8 protein-coding genes are annotated in these 17,924 nt (G+C 44.4%); 2 read left to right on the forward strand and 6 right to left on the reverse strand.

The genetic code is table 11. From position 1 onward, the window contains the following. The first annotated feature begins 75 nt into the window (after positions 1 to 75). The gene (locus tag ACT3TU_RS08005) at positions 76 to 846 is read left to right on the forward strand and encodes an SCO family protein (RefSeq protein WP_444784241.1); all 771 of its coding nucleotides are present in this window, start codon (positions 76 to 78) and stop codon (positions 844 to 846) included. Here the strand turns inward: ACT3TU_RS08005 and ACT3TU_RS08010 are convergent. From ACT3TU_RS08010 to ACT3TU_RS08025, 4 genes are all read right to left on the reverse strand, one after another. Then, positions 829 to 2,376: an acetyl-CoA hydrolase/transferase family protein gene (locus tag ACT3TU_RS08010; protein WP_192529459.1), complete on the reverse strand. Its 1,548-nt coding sequence runs from the start codon at positions 2,374 to 2,376 to the stop codon at positions 829 to 831. The genes ACT3TU_RS08005 and ACT3TU_RS08010 overlap by 18 nt on opposite strands. A 311-nt stretch (positions 2,377 to 2,687) precedes the next feature. After that, positions 2,688 to 10,334, reverse strand: a complete 7,647-nt coding sequence (locus ACT3TU_RS08015; protein WP_444784242.1) for a YadA-like family protein — start codon at positions 10,332 to 10,334, stop codon at positions 2,688 to 2,690. Positions 10,335 to 10,811: 477 nt separating this feature from the next. Beyond that, positions 10,812 to 12,434, reverse strand: a complete 1,623-nt coding sequence (locus ACT3TU_RS08020; RefSeq protein ID WP_444784243.1) for a sensor histidine kinase — start codon at positions 12,432 to 12,434, stop codon at positions 10,812 to 10,814. After that, the gene (locus ACT3TU_RS08025) at positions 12,434 to 13,135 is read right to left on the reverse strand and encodes a response regulator transcription factor (protein ID WP_192528791.1); all 702 of its coding nucleotides are present in this window, start codon (positions 13,133 to 13,135) and stop codon (positions 12,434 to 12,436) included. The genes ACT3TU_RS08020 and ACT3TU_RS08025 overlap by 1 nt, the downstream gene beginning before the upstream one ends. Positions 13,136 to 13,501: 366 nt before the next feature. Here ACT3TU_RS08025 and ACT3TU_RS08030 point away from each other — a divergent pair, with 366 nt between their 5' ends. Next, positions 13,502 to 14,008 (forward strand): Spy/CpxP family protein refolding chaperone, encoded by a 507-nt coding sequence (locus ACT3TU_RS08030; RefSeq protein WP_444784244.1) that lies wholly within the window; start codon positions 13,502 to 13,504, stop codon positions 14,006 to 14,008. Positions 14,009 to 14,110: 102 nt separating this feature from the next. On the opposite strand, the gene ACT3TU_RS08035 is transcribed toward ACT3TU_RS08030, so the two are convergent. Both ACT3TU_RS08035 and ACT3TU_RS08040 read right to left on the reverse strand, forming a co-directional pair. After that, positions 14,111 to 15,748, reverse strand: coding sequence for a hypothetical protein (locus tag ACT3TU_RS08035; RefSeq protein ID WP_444784245.1), 1,638 nt, complete (start codon positions 15,746 to 15,748; stop codon positions 14,111 to 14,113). Between the two features lie 44 nt (positions 15,749 to 15,792). Then, positions 15,793 to 16,008 (reverse strand): hypothetical protein, encoded by a 216-nt coding sequence (locus tag ACT3TU_RS08040; RefSeq protein WP_444784246.1) that lies wholly within the window; start codon positions 16,006 to 16,008, stop codon positions 15,793 to 15,795. Positions 16,009 to 17,924 lie beyond the last annotated feature (1,916 nt).

The following is a 17,924-nucleotide window of genomic DNA, read 5'->3' on the forward strand; positions in this document are numbered from 1 at the left end:
TAAAGATAGTCAGTATTAATACAGCGCCCTACATCTTATTCCTAATCGAATTTAACAGCCTTTAAGGATTGTCTAATGAACACAATAAAAACCATTCAAAATACAACAGTGCAAAATACGGCGACTCACCGATTGTCTAATGTGTCTCATGCTATCAAACTAACCTTGGCTGGTGGGTTATGCATGGGATTATTGGCCTGTAGCAACCCTGAATCAGCTTCTACACAAGCCAGCCATGCTGACGCGACTTCTGAATCCAAAGAGGCAACAGCGGCTCATGACGGTATGAAGGACATGGATCATAAACAAATGAACCATGCTGATATGAATTCTCACGAGCCTGCCGAAGCACTAGGACAAGATTACTCTATCTATCAGGCAGGTGGCGATTGGACAGATCAAAATGGCAATACTTTTGAGCTTGATAATCTAGAAGGTAAAAATCAGGTGGTGGTGATGGCTTATACCAGCTGCCAGCATACCTGCCCTATTTTAGTGCAATCTATGAAACAGATGTATAAAGAGATGACACCAGAAGCTCGTGCGCAAACTGAGTTTTTATTAGCAACATTGGATACTGAACGCGATACCGTTGAGGTGATGAGAAACTTTGCCGCGCACAATGAGCTTGGTGATAATTGGCGGTTGATTCGTAGCGATGAAGCCAGTACGCGTATGCTTGCCAACACCTTAAATATCAAATATCAATTTGCTGATAATGGTGACATTAATCACTCTAACCTAATTTCTGTTTTGGATAAAAAAGGTCGCTTAGTCGCACAAGGTGTTGGCGTCGCTGATTCTGGCATTAAGCCTTTGATTGAGTATTTAAACCGCCAAAGCTAAGCTTTTTTTGGTACGCATATCGCCAGTCTCAACATAGCGTTGATGCCATGATAGTGATTCTTTAAGGATATGCGGCGTTTGCATGCCAGCAGTGTCTGAGGCGCGATCAAAATAATCTTGTAGCATCGGACGGTAGTCAGGATGCGCACAGTTATCGATAATTGCCTGCGCACGTTGACGCGGTGCAAGACCACGTAAATCAGCCAAACCTTGCTCAGTCACAATCACCATCACATCATGCTCAGTATGATCATGGTGCGATACCATTGGCGTGATGCAAGAGATGGCACCATCTTTTGCCACGGATGGCGATACAAAGAATGAGGTATAAGCATTACGTGCAAAGTCACCTGAACCGCCCAAGCCATTCATCATGTTGGTACCCATGACGTGAGTTGAGTTGACGTTCCCATAGAGGTCACATTCAATCATAGCATTGATAGCGAGCACGCCTAAGCGACGTGATACTTCGGGGTGGTTAGTAATTTCTTGCGGACGTAAAACGATGCGTGCACGCAGCTCTTCAAGATTGGCATTAAAAATTTCTAATGCATCTGGACTTAATGACAGTGCAGTGGCAGACGCCATAGTCATTTTGCCAGACATGATTAAGTCTAACATGCCATCCTGCAATACTTCTGTGTAGCCTGTTAAATTCTCAAACGGGCTGTTCTGCAAACCGGCCAATACCGCGTTGGCGACGTTACCCACACCAGACTGAATTGGCAACAAGTTTTCTGGCAGACGGCCTTTTTTAACTTCATCATGGAAAAAGTTAATGATATGGCTGGCGATTTGGTTTGAGCATTCATCTGGATCAGCAAACTTACTATTGCGATCTGGTGAGTCGGTTAAGACAACCGCCACAACTTTATCTAAGTCGCAATGCAAGTATGGAACACCAATACGGCCACCCGGAGTTACTAGTGGAATAGGTTTACGGTTGGGCGGCATACCAATATCGTTATAAACGTCATGCATACCTTCTAACATCAGGCTTTGCTGAGCATTCACCTCTAAAATGATATGGTCGGCATTTTCTAACCATGCATTACTGGTACCGATAGAGGTCGATGGGATGAGGCGACCATCTGGCAAAATGCCTGCAACTTCAACGACAGCCATATGCATATCGCCATAGAAGCCAATGGTGCTTTGCTGAGCCACATGCGACAAGTGCATATCAAAATAATGCGCGGCGCCAGCGTTGATTTGCTTACGCAGTGCAGGCTCTGATTGATATGGTGTGCGCCATTTAATACCTTTGGCATCAGCCAATACGCCATCACATTCAGTCGCAGTAGAGGCGCCAGTTAGCAAACCTATCTGAAACTCCTCACCGCGAGCATGCGCATCTTCCATGTGTTTGGCAAGCGCAGCTGGTATGGCTTTTGGATAACCTGCACCAGTAAAACCACTCATCCCAACGTTCATATCGTGTTTGATAAATGCCGCTGCTTGATCAGCAGACATGACTTTTTTACTTAGACCTTCGTGAAGTACGCGACCTTCATGGTTAATTGATGTCATACCTTTTTTCCCTAGTAACTTCCCTATTAATATCAAACCACTTCACAACGAAGTGTTTGACACGAAACCCACAATAAAACCCATTGCCGCATATTAGCAACTTTCTGGTAAAAAACAAGCTGAATGACTTAAATATATAATGGCTTGAACATATGAGGCGTACCAATCAGTTGCTAGCAGTTGCTAGATCTCATTTTTTGTAGTACCGATTCTAGGAGCTGTATATAAAAAAGCAAGACATTAGATGTCTTGCTTTTTTGTGTATTATTAACAGTCGTAGTTGATGCTTAGCTTATTTTAACTCAGCGGTTTTAATCAAAATGGAAACCTGCACCAACCGAAGCACCTACATTGCCTTGAGTATCTGCCGTACCATTTAGTTTCATGATCCAACGACCGTCATCAAACAGTTTAGAGAAACCGATAGCCACTGCGCTCTCTCCGTTGTACGTTCCTATACCACCACCAATCAGCGATTTACCTGCGATATAAGCTTGTGGTAGTGAAGACATTGCCATCGCAGCTGAGATACCTGCGTTTGCATCATCTTCAACTTCGCCAATCTTATAACCTAGCTGATTCATGTTGTCACCCAATCGTTTACCAACCGCATCTAGTTGAGCGAGGTTCACAGCATCTCTAGGTGCCATACCATCAGCAACATTGGTGATCTTAGTACCAGCTGCATTAATACCTGCTGAAGTCATGCTAGGGGCAGTTTCAAGGTTGCCCGCATAGATACCAGAGGCGGTCATACTTGGACCATTCTTGATACTGATGCCATTAGTACTGACTGTGGTGTTACCAGTCGTCACGCTATCGACATTAATGTTGCCATTCAAGTCGAACTTAATACTACTGCCTTCTGATGTAGTGGTAATGTTATTGCCACCCTTAAGGCTAAGTGGATTGGAACCGGCTTTTTTGTTGATAACAGGACCACTATCAGCGTTAAAGTTAAGTCCAGCGCCCATTTCCAAAGCAAGTACAGCGGCATCTGATTGAATACCAGTGATAACCTCTTGTAATTGTCCACCATTCACTGCGTCTTTACTTTCAAACGCAACAATACCGTTAGCAACATTGGTGACTTTGTTACCACCAGCATCAATACTTGTTTTGGTAAACTTAGGGCCGCCTGCGATGGTTAAACCGTCACCATTCATCGTCACAACACCCGTTTTTACACTTTCTATGGCAATGTCTTTATTTAGATTAAAACTGACATCGTTACTGTCTGCCGTTTTAGACACTGTAATATTGCCATCTGTGTTATTTAGGTCGACTTTGGCGCTTGGTTTTACAGTAGTGGTGGTGGCTGTATCCCCTTGTGCACTTAAATCCCAACCTTTATTGGCATCAGCGGCACTTTTCTTGACTTCGTTTAATTGTTGAACGTTGACAGCGTCAGTTTTTGCTTCACCTTTTGCAACATTGGTAATTTTATTACCGCCGTTGTTTAGGCCATTACTGCTTAGCAAGACTGTTTTACTCGGGCTTTCTTCGCTAGTAAACGTCACACCATTTTGATTGACTAAGGTATCACCAGCTCTTAAGCCAGTGGATGAAATCATGACATTATTACCAAAGCTCGCACTATTCAGTCCAGTGAGGTCTTTGGCTAACTTGACTGATAGTGTATCGGTACCATCAGCAATCACACCGATGTTACTGTCCGTGAGTTTTGTAGGATCGCTCACCCCACCTTTGACGATGACTCTGTCACCAAGCTTACGGTTGACATCTGTACCACTATCGCCAGCAAACGAGATACCTTTATTGAAGGTGGTGTTTATACCACTCTGAAGACCAGATAACTGCTCTTGGGTCGCGGCTTGTCCACCATCATAAACGGCATCGGCATCAAAGGTCGTATTAGACAAGCCTTTGATAGTTCCTGCCGTACCATTTATTGATACCGCATTTGTACTAGTGCCACCGACTTTAATAGTATCAGCTAGACCAAACTTTGCACCGTTACCAAAAGCGGTCGTGGTAATATTGGCATCAGTCGCCACTTGAATGGCTTCACCTAACGCGTAGGTTTTTGTATTACCATTTAGGTCAAACTTGATGCCTTTGGCAACTTTTTCGTTAGTCTCGAATAACTGACTACCGTTCACCGCATCCTTACTAGTCGCGTTCAATGTTCCAACAGCAACGTTAGTGATTTTGTTATTGCCATTGTTCAGACCATTATTAGTAAGAACCACTTGATCATTACTACCATTATATAAAGTAATACCAGCATTATTAACTTGAGTATTACCAGTAGTCACGCTACCTGTATTACCAAGATTAATATCTTTAGCCAGTCTGACAGTCAACGTATCAGCGCCATTAGCAGTGACACTAATGTTTTTCGTCGTTGGATCCGCATTGATAGTGTCGCCACCTTTAACGATCAGCTTTTCACCGAGTTTACGGTTGACGTCGGTTCCACTGTCACCGCCAAAGTCTAAGCCTTTATTAATGGTAGTATTCGCTAGATTTAACTGTCCAACGTTGACCACATCCGTATCCGCTTCACCAGCTTTAACGTTAGTAATCTTATTACCACCGTTGTTAAGACCGTTGCTGTTAAGTACGACTGTACGGGCTAAAGTTGGTGCCGCTATAGTCATACCATTATTATTGACTGTAGTATTACCTGTTTTAACACTGTTTAGCACCAGATCTTGAGCAGTCGCAATTTTAATACCTCCTGATAAATCATCACTTAAGACCATATTATCGCCTGTGACAAAGTTGGCAGTATTGTTTGCTTTGTTAATGGTTTTGACAGCAGTACCATCAATCTGAGTCACGACAGATTGTAAGGCACTGTCGGCATTGCCCAAGCTGCTTTTAGTGTCGGCACTTAAATCCACTTTATAGTCAGTGAGATTAGTAGTCGTGTCTTTCGTATCGCTGACGGTTAAAGCTGAGCCAACTGAGACTTTTGCGCCATCGGCATTGACGGTGTAAGTGGTTAGGTTACCAACCGTCATTGGTGTGACATTATTAACGTTGGTACCAGCAGCCACGTCAACTTTGCCAAGATTAGAACTAAAGTCATTTAAGTCGCTGACATTGACGGCATTGTTTACGTTATTTATATCGGTGAGATCACCTGCACTACCAACCCCTGTGATTTGCTTGTTGCCATTGTGGAGACCCGCCTTCGTCAATCTAACGGTATTGTTAGGACTACCAGTACTTAGGAAGGTAAACCCATTTTGGTTGACTAAGCTATTACCAACTCTTAGACCACTATTATTCATAACAGTACCACCTGTCGTCACACTATCAAGACCGGTTAAGTCTTTGGCCAGTTTGACGGTTAAGGTATCAGGACTGCTCGCCACCACACCGATGTTGTTGTCCGATAATGGCGTGGTTGCACCTCCTTTCACCGTGAGCTTTTGACCAAGCTTGCGGTTGACGGTTGTACCTGTGTCGCCATCGAAGTTGAGGCCCAAATCAACGACACTTGAGACGCCGCCTTTTAATTGAGCCACGTTCACTGCATCACTGTCGTTAGTACCGGCTGCTAGATTGACGATCTGACGATTGCCACCTTTGTCCCCGTTTCCTACTGAAACAGCGCCATATCTTGCACCACTTTGGGTATTTGTGATGGCGGTTGCATCTGCTGCACTTATGCCTGTTGGAACATAACCAACCACGCCGCCTGCAACATTAGCCACCGATCCTGCACCTAAGGCCACTGAACCCTCTTCACTCGCTGAAGATCCCACACCAAAGGCTGAGGATGCGACACCCGCTGAAGAGGATTGTATACCAATGGCGGTAGACAACGCGCCTTTAGACAATGCTTTGGCACCCATAGCTATGGAGGCGGTACCATCTGATGCAGTATTCACTTGATACGGCGGGGTCTCAACAAGATCACGACCGGTATAAGCTTTGAAGGTAGTGTTGACACTACCACCATTGACGGCTGTGCTAGAAGCCCCTGTGAGATTGGCTTTAGAGGCCGCGTCTAGGTCATCACCACCAATGGCGATAGACGATGCGCCTTTAGACACTGTGTTGGCACCCATGGCGATAGACTGCTCTCCACTGGCAGTGGTTTTTTGACCGCCTGCACTGCTACCAATCGAGATGGCTTGACTGCCAGTAGCGACTGAGTTGCGGCCCATGGCCATGGCGTTTTGTCCAGTGGCACCTTCGTTTAGATCGTTGGTACCGCCTGTTGAGTTGACGCTGTAGTACTTGGTTTTGTTGCTTGAGATGGCGGCGCCCAATTGATCGACGTTCACCGCATCGGTACCAGCCGTACCAGCATCAACCCGAGTAATCTTTTTATTACCAGCGTCGATACCTGTTTTAGTAACGCTTGGGCCACCAATAATGTTCAGACCATTAGTAGTTAACGTCGTACTAGGAATACCGAATGGACCATTTACAACCACTCCTAAACCAGTAACCGAAGTACTTCCTGCAATATTGCCTGTTGTCATACCTAAACGGTTAACGGTAGTCACAGGACCTAGACCAAATGGTGCACTTGTACCCATTTTGACGCTGCCATTAGCACCTAAATCTAGATTATTATTGAGCGCAACTTCAACTTTGCCACCGTTTACTTGCGTGGTGATATTGCTGTTAGAACCCACAACCTCAACCGCTTCACCCAAGTTCTTCTGGACAGTGTTACCATCGGCAGCTTTGATACCGAAGCCTTTATTAACTTTAGTATTGGTTTCAAACAACTGACTGCCATTGACCGCATCTGTACTAGTAGCGCTTAGATCACCAGCTGCAACATTGGTTAATGCGACTGGTGCTACTGCTCCTGCTCCACCTAGCGTTACGCTGGTCTGAGTCGAGTCGTCATACTGTACTGAGTTGTCAGCTTTCACTAAGCTGTCTTTACTAGCTTGACTTAAGTCAACTTCATAGTCTGTCATGTTAGTTATGGGGTTTTTGGTGCTAGGTGTGACTGATACTGCACCCGAACTTGCTGCTGATACACTGGCGCCGTCGGCATTGACGGTATATACGTCTTGACCACTGCCGCCTGTGGTTTTATCTACACTGGCCACATTAGTGCCTTTAGTTACTTCCGTTCTTGATCCTGCAGCACTGGTTACTAGCTGACTAACATTGACACCATCTTTCGGTGCAACACCGTCTTTGACGTTACTGATTACCTTACCACCTGCATCAATGCCAGATTTAGTAACGCTTGGGCCACCAATAATGTTAAGGCCATTACTGGTTAAGGCAACACTAGGAACAATGTCTAATGGACCTTTGACGAATACACCTAAACCATTAACATCAGTATTAGTCAGCGCATTGCCTGTTGTCATACCTAAACGGTTAACATTAGTTACAGGACCTAGACCAAACGGTGCACTGGTACCCATTTTGACACTACCAGTCTTTCCTAAGTCAATATTTTTGGCCAGTTTGACGGTTAAGGTATCAGGACTGCTCGCCACCACACCGATGTTGTTGTCCGATAATGGCGTGGTTGCACCTCCTTTCACCGTGAGCTTTTGACCAAGCTTGCGGTTAACGGTTGTACCTGTGTCACCATCGAAGTTTAAACCATCGTCAACAGTATCACCTAAATCTTTAAGCACGCTGTTAGTCCCAAACAACTGACTACCGTTAATGGCATCGGTGCTATTAGCATCCACGACCCCCGGTGCCACGTTCTGGATTTGTCGCTCAGCACCAATAGCACCTACCGATACTGTCCTAGCGCCACTAGTTAAACCTGCGACTGGTAGATTATTTATGGCAAAAGCGCCAGTGTGCTGTGCTGCAGTAATGGATTGGTTCCCCAAAGCCACATTACCTGACTGCCCTGCAATAGCACCGCGACCTAAGGCTGTGGCATTGCTGACTGCACTGGAGGCCTGACCAATAGCTGTACCGCCAATCTGCGTTTTAGCTTTACTACCAAGCGCTACCGCGTAGTTACCCGACGTAGCGTCGTCACCCAAAGATACGGCGTGGTTACCAGACTTCGATCTCACACCAATTGCTAGACCGTTTCTAGTACCAGCCGCAGCAGAGGCGTTCCGACCAATTGCAATGCTGTCTTCGCCATTAATTATCGCACCCTCGCCAACAGCGATCGAATGCTTGTCACTGGCGTTGATCGTGACGTTGTTGCCAAGAACAAAGGAGTTGTCGGCATCGATAGTATTATTGTTACCCACCGCGTAGCTATTATTGCCGTTGACAATGTTAGGGTCACCAAAGGCGCCTGAGTTGTCTCCACCAATAGTATGGCCAGTACCAACAGCAATTGAATTCTTACCGCTCACTGTATTGCTTTTACCAATCGCTATCGACTCTTTACCATCCACCACACTTCGATCGCCTAGAGCAACAGAACTAACACCATTTGCTTCTGAAACAAAGCCCATAGCCGTTGCCCATTGCTTAGTTGCCTTAGAACCAACACCAACTGCGGTACTTTGGATTCCAGTAGCACGCGTACGCGAGCCAATGGCAGTGCCTGTCAGAGTAGTAGCTTGCGCACCTTCACCTAAAGCCACTGAACGCTCGCCTAAAGCTTCAGCATTAACGCCAACCGCTGTCGCACTCTTCTTAGTAGCCTTAGCGCCTTTAGCCAAGGCAATGGAATTATCACCTGTCGCTTGTGCAGTTTGACCAACAGCAGTGCTGTACTGGCCTTGTGCACGAGAGTTCACACCCATCGCAGTTGCACCGTACTGATCTGCTCTTGCGCCAAAACCAACTGCGGTAGCAGAAGCTGCAAATGCTTGTGATGCAGCGCCTAATGCGGTTGATTCAGAACTCATAGCAGAAGCACCAGTACCCATAGCAACAGAGCGATCTCCAGCTGCTTTAGCATCTATTCCAGCCGCCATTGCATCAACGCCAGTCGCACCGTCATTGTTATAATTGCCACGGGTTGAATCGGTGCTATTGACACCATAGAAGTGCGTTTTGTTAGTGACGATAGCGTTAGATACGCCTTTTAGTTGAGCCACGTTCACCGCATCACTGTCGTTGGTACCGGCTGCTAGATTGACAATCTGACGAGTACCGTCTTTTGCACTGCCCACAGAAACGGCACCAAGAGTAGTGCTGTTGGTTGCTGTAATAGCATTTCGTTCTGCTGTGCTTGCATTTGTTGGCGCAAAGCCTACTATGCCGCCCGCAACATTAGCTGCTGATCTTGAACCTAACGCTACGCCATCCTGTACTAACGCTTGTGCACCCGCGCCCAATGCTAATGCGCCTTTTTCGGTGGCTGATGATGCCACACCAAACGCTGATGAAGCGATGCCGGATGCGCTCGAATGAATGCCTATAGCAGTTGCTAAGTTACCAGCAGACCGCGCTTTGGCACCCATGGCAATAGAGGCCGCTCCACTCGCTTCAGTATGTCCACCATACCTATCACTCAACTCTAATAAATCTCGACCAGCATATTCATTAAAAGTCGTATTGACGTCACCACTATTTAGTGGACCTGTAGATATGGTGCCATCGAAATTGGTTTTAGAGGCGGCGTCTAAATCATCACCACCAATGCCGATAGAGGATGCACCTGATGAAACAACGTTCGCACCTATGGCGATAGATTGCTCACCCGCTGCTGTTGTGTTCTGACCACTTGACCCCCCACCAATCGCTATCCCTTGACTACCTAAAACTGTGGCATTCTTACCTATAGCAATACCATGAAGAGCACTTGCTGTAGCATTAGTTCCACACTCTACTTCTGCACTACCGTCGCAAGGCACAGCAGTCGCCTGCAGACTAAACCCGAACGCAACTAACCCTAATCCAAGAGTAGTTATACGGAAAATACTGGTAGATGAAAGATTGGATGTAGTATTGATGGTAGCGTTTGAACTCACGCTAGACTTTGACGACTTACCACGCGCTTTTGCGTATTCAGCAACTGCCATAAAGCAGTTTAAAGACGCATTCCAGATCACTTTATAATTGCGATTCATAACGTGTACTCCCTGACCAACTTATGAGAAAATTAACTTCCGTATTGCAGAGAGTAAAAAGGATCAAATAAAACACTTATAACTTTACAAAAATATTTGTTTTATGCTGAAATGTAACTGCTATTAGAACTTAAGCAGCAGGTAGGTTTTATATTGTATAGTCATTATCACTCTCTATATATGATTATTAACGAATATATAGAGAGTATCAATACTGTTCATCGACTATTTACTACCGCTTATCTTATATATATAACAAAAAATGAATATAATAGGTGGAGATATACTCTACCTTGTAGATATCTCAGAAATTCGTGCTATTTTTCTGAGATATAAATGTAAGGTTACTACTACATATTACTTGAATACATTACAAAAATAGATTGTCTATAGTCGATCCTGAATAAAATGGATACACAACGCTATAAAGCGGGACTGGTACAAATTAAGTAATATTTAAACCAACCTTTAGCGAAGCTATTCAACAGGCAGTATTATTTCAACGACCAAACCTTGAATATTATCTTTACGATTATAAACACTGATTTGGCCGTTATGCGCCATAACCACCGCATGAACGATGGCTAAGCCCAAGCCATATCCACCTGTTTCGCGGTGACGAGCCGTATCAAGCCGGACAAAAGGTTGAAAAATACGCGCTAAGTCTTTTTCTGCGATACCGCCGCCCTCGTCTATGATGCTCACTTGTATAGCAGGTATTTTATTACCTACCTGTGTTTTTATCATTTCAGCAGCGACGGCGGAGCTTGTTGATGTGTGCATAAAGGCATTACGAATAACATTTTCAAGAGCGCTATATAATTGTTCTTGATTACCCCTTACGGTGCAAGAATCTCTCAACCAACTATTGCTTGGCTGCCATTGCCAGCGCACATTTTTATGTTGGAACTCAAAACAAACATCTTTACCAATCTCGCTGATAATGTCAGAAATATCAACTGCTTCATCTTCTATATTATAGATGGTATATTGCTGCATCTGTAGCGATTGGATATGAATGATTTGTTCAATCAGCTCGTTCATTCGTGTAGATTCTTTATCGATACGGTCTAGATAGTGATTGGCATTAGGGGCAAAGTCTCGAGTCAGCTCAGTCGCCACGTCAAGACGCGCAAGTGGTGAGCGCAGCTCATGGGAGATATCGCTTAGCATCTGTCTGCGAGCCAGCTCACTATCAGCCAATCGGGTTGATAGTTGCGCCACGTCTTTTGCAAGCAACCCCAGCTCATCAGAGCCCAATGTTAATAATTGTGGATTGGCCTCATAATTACCATCAATCATATGGTGTACCGTATCTTGTACCCTACCGATACGCCGCGTCAGCGTACGACTGAGCCAAAAGCATACCAAAATACTGAAAAGGACAATCAATAACAGGCGTAGCATGAAGTTACCACGCTGTAGCTCTAAGACATCTTTAAACAATAGATGCGGACGCATCTGGATGATAACGCTTTCATCATTCGGCATAACCACTGTAATCTCGGCCAACTCAGGTCGGCTATCCGTATCAGCAATGGCTTTATGAGGAGGTAGCGGTCGTAATATATCATTGAGACTAAAAGGTCTATCGACCGGATTATTACCCTTTAATTTATCATCATTTAAGCTGTAACGGCCATGAGGGTTGCTATCGCGACGCTCTTTATTGTCAGAACTACCATTCAAACTACCATTGTCTGACGACACAGAACTCTGTGAATCTGTTGTCTGACCTGGCTCTCGACGGCTTTGCCGCATCCGATATCTAGGAAACATGATAGCGCCTTGCTGGTCATATATCCTTATTTGGCTCATGAGCCTACGATCTTCGCTATAAATTTGCTTAACGGTAGATAAATCACCTGCTTGTAAAGATGTCACCAATCGCTCACGCTGCGTCAATAGCTTTTCAATTTGCGAGTCCATGCGTGTCGCCAGCTCTTGCTCATTAAGCCAGCGCTCAACCAAAATAGACAATACAGAAGTGATAAGAATCATCGATAGCAAGCTCAAAAAGAGTCGCCAAAATAGTGTCATATGTATGCGAAATTTCGATTTTTTTATCGCTGAACTTGCCATCTTAGTCGCGTCTGTCATTAAAGTACCAACTGATAACCTTTGCCACGAATCGCCTTGATTGGCTCATCATGAAAAGGCTGGAGTTTTTTACGTAGGCGCGAGACATGGACATCGAGGCTACGGTCGAATGGTTGTAATTCACGTTGCAAGACATGTTTTGATAACCACGCTTTACTCACCACCTCGCCTTTTTGTTTTAATAAAGCGACGAGTAAATCAAACTCTGTGCCAGTAACTTGTAGCTCTGTACCATCTATTTGACAAAGCCGCTGGTTTTGATCCAGATGCAACCGACTGTCTGGTAGCACAGCGTGCTCTGATGTGGCGACACCAGATGCTATAGTGCGGCTACGTTTGATAACGGCATTGATACGTGCCAGCAATTCTCGAGGATTACAGGGTTTGGTAATATAATCATCCGCACCCAGCTCCAGTCCGATAATGCGATCAATCTCCTCCCCTTTTGCGGTCAGCATAATGACAGGAATATCACTAATAGCTGGCAGCTGACGTAGCACGCTGAGCCCATCTATCTTTGGCATCATAATATCAAGCACCAATAAATCATAAGGCAAATCGTCATGCAGCGCTGTTTTCAGTCGCTCTATGACGGCTTCACCATCATGAACACAATCACAGCGAATACCGTGATTATGCAAATACTCTTGCAATAATTGAGTCAACTCTTCGTCATCGTCACCCAATAAAATATTTGGCATGTCCATCCTCTTGTAACTCACTCTTATTATTACTCATATAGTTGATTCACTTTAAAGCCGATACGTGTGCTACTAACCTATCGACTCTATTTAGCACTGCCTATATTATCAGGCAAGCGCCTATCAATGCGCTATAAACGTTACCTTTCTTAATACTTCATAAATGTTCGTAACTTCTAACTGACGTATGATAGCGGCTATCAGCAACCAATCCTGATGGCAAGTAGTGATGAATAGTAGCTATTCGGGACACTTATCATTGATAGGCTTATCAGATAAAAACTGACTTTTTCGCAACCAATAACGTATGCACTATAAATTAAGGTAATGATGATGAAAAAATTATTAATAGGCTCAGTATTAGCAATGTCTAGCATATTAACGGTTACAGCTTGTACCAGTGTTAATGCCACCACCGACACTGCACCAACGACCAGCAAAATGCAGCACCATAAAGATGGCATGAAAAACGCCATGAACAAAGGCGGTATGAGAGGGCCAATGGCACAGCTGGATTTGACAGCCGAGCAGCAAGCGCAAATCAAAGCTATCATGAAAGAAAAATATAGTGGTCACAAAAGTGATCGCACGAAATATCAAGCAGAACGTGCGCAAACGCAAAAACAAATCCAAGCTTTGACCAGTGCCAGTACGTTAAACAACGCCGCTGTCAATCGCTTGGCGGACCAGCAAGCGGCAAAAACCAAGCAGCGCTTTATCGAACGTATCCAAACCCAACATGCAATATCTCAAGTACTGACTGCCGAACAGCGTCAAAAAATGGCGCAATTAAAATCAGAAAGACAAGCAAAAGGTCATCATGGTACAAAAAATCGTAAAATGCATGGTAAGCACCATCAACAAGGCTTGTAATTGACCACTGCTTTTTAATTGATAGGACGTTTATCTAAAAAAGCGCATCGGTTAGCCGGTGCGCTTTTTAGGTTTTTAAACTAAGGTTTAATCAGATTTCGCTCAGTCAATCGAACCAAACTTCTTTTTAGCCATTGGCATGACACTAAACATCATTTTCCCCATCGCAGTACCATTGCCATCACGATAATATTGCATCAGCTCGCTGCCATACTCTCGCATATCGATACTATTACTGGCGTTTGGTACTTGACTATTACTGGGTAAGTTGGGAAATGCCATGTCTTTAGCGCTTATAGCGGAGTATTGCTGTAAAACATCTACGACCATATTCTTATTAGAGACAGTTTCGCTCGGTAGCTCACGACGCAGATGTTGCCATTTAAGCTGACCCCGCTTATCAAATCCATACAGCGCTTGCATCTCTGTATTTGCTAGCATTGCACCTTCTACCGTCCTTACTTTTGCCTCTGCTGTTGTTTCCTCTCTTGCCTCACTGCCACTATCGATACCAGTTTTTATCATTGCCAACATTTGCTGTACTAATGCTTTACTGGTAAATTTATCAGTATTAGTCTCGCCTAGCTCGTAAGATTCACTTTCTTTGACTAGCTCTGGATATCGCTGACCAATCCGCTCGTAGACGATGCGCATGTAGTCTTGATAAAACTGCTCATAACTCTCGACACTTTGTACACGGCGAATGACTTGGTTACTTGCCAGCATGGCTGGTAGCTGATGCGCAGGTAACTTAGGAGAAAGCGAGGCTAGCGTAGTAGGAGCGACATAATCAAACTGGCTAACAGGTGCGGCATCAAATGTGGCATCTAGCGCCGCAAAATGACTTTTTATCAACTCACTACCAAAGCCTTTGGGTAAAGTACCGTCATCAATGGCTAGCTTTAGCCACTTATTACGCCACTTTGTACCGAGCTTATCGTCTAACAGTTCTGAATTAAACATCGCAAAATTATCTGCCCATAGATACATATTACCGTTTTTAAAATCGATATACATAGGCTGATTGATGCTGCTTTGATGGTTGCGCGCTTGATACTGAATGCTCGCCAGCATCGTCGCCTTGCCAGCCATTGGCTGATAAACGCCTTGTGCATTGATAGACAGTGGCTTTAGCACATAAGCATCTAGCAGCTTTGCTTTTTTGACATCTTGCGCTGTCGCTCGATCATCGTAATTATCAAATAGCTGTTGGTAAGATGCTGGCACGGTGATATCACTATCATATTTACTGTCTACCCATGCCTCATACGCATTCGTGCACTCAAGATAGCGGTCTTTCAGCGTCGTTCGCTCAGCGTCATAATCCACCGCCAAAATGTCTTTATTTTGTGCTGCTGCTTGAGCAAGTAAGGCGGCATATGCTTGATCATGTGTGTCTTCGCAGTATTCATCGATATAATCTGAGGCGACAGGCTCTTTGGCACCTATTTTAGTATTTATATCACTAAACTGCTGCTCGTTACTAATCTCAAGATTACTATGATAACTAAAAGACTGGCGGCGCTGTTTTTTTAATGCAGTCGCCAGTGCTGTTTTTGCTGCCACTGGTGTTTGCTTGGCAGTCATAGCATTGGATTGGCTAGGATTGGTAGATTGGCAGCCCGTTAATAATAGTGCTCCTGTTACCAATACACTAGCAAATAGGCGATTGCCATTGAGAACTGACGCAAGGCTAACTGACGAAAGACGACTTGCAATGATTTGATGTACTATTTTCATTTTTTATCCTTAATAAATATTGACTTAGACGTAATAAAATAGCGCTATTTAACCGCTTTTCTATTATCAGTATTTTTGGTCATCGTCATCGTCATAATCATTCTCTGCCACATCATCCGCATAATCGCTAATATAATCATCATCGTAATCATCACTGCTCCCACTATAATCGTAGCGCGCATCACGTGCTGCTTGCAGTCTGTCTTTTTGTTGGCGTTGCTCTGCAATCCATGCATTGCCATCAATAGCAGCTTTAGCATTTGCGCCAAAGGACTCGGTCAATAAAGGGGTTAGCGCATGGTTATTAAAGCTACCTTTATCATAGCGTATTTGGTTTAGCACGCTGGTCGTAGAACCCATCAAGTCGCCGCCGATATTTATCCGCTGCTGCTTGGCAAGCAGGCGATCTGAGCTGTCTAAATAATAATAATTCATCTGATTAAAAGAGATCGGACCAATGGCCTCAATGAGCTGCAATAGCGCGCCCACATCCGCACTTTGATAGCCTTTATTGTATAGCTGCACTTTTGCAAGCGCAGTTTTTAGCATGGCGCCATCAGGATATTTCTGAGGATTGGCATCGACATAATCCTGTAGCGACTGTGTCATGTATTTTAGGGTTTTGCCAATCATCTCACCGCTTTGCTTGCTACCAAAATGCACCTTTACAGCACGGCTCGCGCCGACTTCTTTGGCAAAGGTATCATGACGAATATCTACCGCGCTGAAGTGCTCAGGCGCTAGCTCTGCCATGCTGCTCTGTATAGCAGCAATGGCGGCATCGTACAGCACTGCTGGTGGCAGCTGCGCCGTAATAGCTTCAGGCAAGCCAAAACTGACGGTATTTGAGGCCATTTGGTTAGGTAAAGGGGTGTTTTCAGGGTTAACGAGCGCCACGATAGGCATAATTGCTGACGGGTCTACCGTAACTCTACTATGGTTAAAATCGAATGCTAACGGTATCTGTACGGATGAGCTAATCGTCGGCGTCACATAGTCATAGCTATAGACGCTTTGCAGTTTTCGCTGTTTGGGTTTGTACTGACTGACACTATTAAACGTTAAGTTTTGATATTGATAAGCATTTGACGCGGCTATCTGTTCCGGCGTGCGATGGAACATACTCAGCATTTGACCGCTGACGCCAGTAGATGGCGTTGATGATTGGCTATCTTCTACAGCTTTTGACTGCTGTTTGGCCATTTGTATGGCCTCATAGTTTTTTAATAGATTTTTGGGCTTTAGGTTTGAGACTCCTGAGAGAAGACCGCCCTCTGCATTGCCATATTCATTATCGCCATCTCTATCGTAACCCTCTCGATTATAGCCATCCTCATAGTAGCGATGATAATCATCAACAGTTTCATCGGCATCGATGACATCATAATCGCCGTATTCACTGACATCTTTCACGTCACCTACTGCTGTTGCCGCATCCGCTATTGTCAGTTTATCACTATCTTCATAGCTATCATTAACTCTCTCGTCATTATCATTCGAGCCGCTCTCATTATAGTCCATGCCCTCATCCATGCTTTCAGGCTCATAAGCATAGGCTTCTATAATCGTTCTAAGTAAACTACTAGAGCCTGCATCTATGCTATCTGGATCAATAAAAGGGACGGCATGATAATTGGCTTGCGCGACTGCCACATGCTCTGTCGCTAGATGCTGACGAATAGCAGCAAGTAAATGTGACTTGGCTTGATTGTCCGTATTGGGATATTTTTCTTGATCAAATAATTGTTGATAGCGCTCAGATTTGGCTGCTACATCGGCATTAAATGCGCGGCCTTGCGCTAGGCTTTGTACACTATCGGCGGTATTAAAATCAATCATACTTTTTGATGCCGCAGACGATGATAGCGTTGGGCTTGATTGACAGCCTGCCAGCCCAAAAGACGCACCACCAAGCAGTAATGCGCAGCCTGTGATAGAGATTAATTTGCGCGACTGATGTGAACGCTCGGTATGATTATTGGCAGATAACTGGTGATGAGTCATGTCAGAGTAGCGCTGTTGTTCGCGATTATCACTATGGTTGAATGACATAAAAGTCCCTTTATACATATAAAAAGTCGATAATAAGTGGGTATTATTGAGTATACTTATAACACAAGGCGTTACAATTTAGTAAGATTAGAGCGTATTTCTTAAGAAAATTTTTTAGAGTTTT

Origin of the sequence: Psychrobacter sp. AOP3-A1-26, from assembly GCF_052378235.1 — a bacterium.
GTDB lineage: Bacteria > Pseudomonadota > Gammaproteobacteria > Pseudomonadales > Moraxellaceae > Psychrobacter.

Bases quoted from the DNA above. Each gene is read 5' to 3' on its own strand.
- ACT3TU_RS08005 (WP_444784241.1), top strand. From the start codon at position 76: ATGAACACAATAAAAACCATTCAAAATACAACAGTGCAAAATACGGCG.
- ACT3TU_RS08010 (WP_192529459.1), bottom strand. From the start codon at position 2,376: ATGACATCAATTAACCATGAAGGTCGCGTACTTCACGAAGGTCTAAGT.
- ACT3TU_RS08015 (WP_444784242.1), bottom strand. From the start codon at position 10,334: ATGAATCGCAATTATAAAGTGATCTGGAATGCGTCTTTAAACTGCTTT.
- ACT3TU_RS08020 (WP_444784243.1), bottom strand. From the start codon at position 12,434: ATGACAGACGCGACTAAGATGGCAAGTTCAGCGATAAAAAAATCGAAA.
- ACT3TU_RS08025 (WP_192528791.1), bottom strand. From the start codon at position 13,135: ATGCCAAATATTTTATTGGGTGACGATGACGAAGAGTTGACTCAATTA.
- ACT3TU_RS08030 (WP_444784244.1), top strand. From the start codon at position 13,502: ATGTCTAGCATATTAACGGTTACAGCTTGTACCAGTGTTAATGCCACC.
- ACT3TU_RS08035 (WP_444784245.1), bottom strand. From the start codon at position 15,748: ATGAAAATAGTACATCAAATCATTGCAAGTCGTCTTTCGTCAGTTAGC.
- ACT3TU_RS08040 (WP_444784246.1), bottom strand. From the start codon at position 16,008: ATGCTAAAGCTGCTATTGATGGCAATGCATGGATTGCAGAGCAACGCC.